1 protein-coding gene is annotated in these 1,101 nt (G+C 56.5%); it reads left to right on the forward strand.

All coding sequences use genetic code 11. The features are described 5' to 3' along the window. Window positions 1–421 precede the first annotated feature (421 nt). The gene (locus tag EN893_RS35155) at window positions 422–1,099 is read left to right on the forward strand and encodes a Crp/Fnr family transcriptional regulator (protein WP_127270273.1); all 678 of its coding nucleotides are present in this window, start codon (window positions 422–424) and stop codon (window positions 1,097–1,099) included. The last annotated feature ends 2 nt before the right edge of the window (window positions 1,100–1,101 follow it).

The raw sequence follows: 1,101 nt of genomic DNA on the forward strand, positions 1-1,101 counted from the left end.
GTCTAAGGTTCCTGCGGCCGGTGGTCCCTATGCCCGCCGGGGGAACATTTTCGACTAACAAATGTTAATGCGCCTATGGAAATGCCTACTCCACCGGAAGCAGTACCCGATAGGATCCTAATCGCAGCGGCGAGACTGCAAGCGGCGTTGGATGCGAGGAACACGCAGAATAGCATTCAGTCCATGCGTGACGAGGAGGACCTGCGCCACGACTCCGATGAGGAGAACTAGCCCTTCTCCCGCGGCCGGAACTCACGGCGGCTTTGGCTACCTTCTTGGAGAATCCGCCATGGACGCTGACGCCAAAGCGGTTGGCATAAAACGCGATGAGATCGACGGGGAAGTTGACAGCCTGTATAGAACGATCCTTGATGCGATTGTGCATTACGATGCAGGTTCACCAGAATGAATTGGGGAGCGGGTGACGGAGTTTTTCAACCGGCTTTTGAGCGCCTTGGTCTTCCATGATGACCAAAGTGCCCTGATTCCCGAATTGAAGCTTCAGACCTATCCCCCAGGCTACCATTTCGAAACTGCCGACGCTGTGAGTTCATCTGTTTACTTCATTTGCAGCGGGGTGGCAGGTGTAATTGCCAGAAATAACAATAGCGGGGCCGCCGGCATCGCATTAGTTGGACAGGAAGGAATGACCGGGGCCGCGCTCGCCTTCGGGGTTGGGGTTTCCGCACATGACTATGTGGCTCTCACCTCTTGTGATGCCTATGCCCTAGAAGCGGGACGGCTCACTGAGGCTTTTGCGCGCTCCCCGAACATGCGACTGCTGGTCATCCGCTACTTCTACGACTTGGCGGCACAGTTTGCCGGATCGGCTTTCGCTAACGCGCGACAGACAGCGGACGCTAAAATCGCCCGAATGCTCCTGATGCTTCAGGACCGCTTGCCACAACCTTTGCCGATTACGCATGCGCAACTGGCGCTGATGCTGGGTACCCGACGACCAGGCGTCACTCTCGCGTTGCAGACGTTGGAAGGCATGGGCTACATTCGTGCGGGTCGAGGAAAAATCTCGGTGGTTGATCGCGACGGGCTCATCGAAATGAGTGACGGAGTTTATTCTGCAGCGGAACGGCAAGGTTAGGC

The organism is Mesorhizobium sp. M7A.F.Ca.CA.004.04.2.1 (assembly GCF_004022825.1).
Taxonomy (GTDB): Bacteria; Pseudomonadota; Alphaproteobacteria; order Rhizobiales; family Rhizobiaceae; genus Mesorhizobium.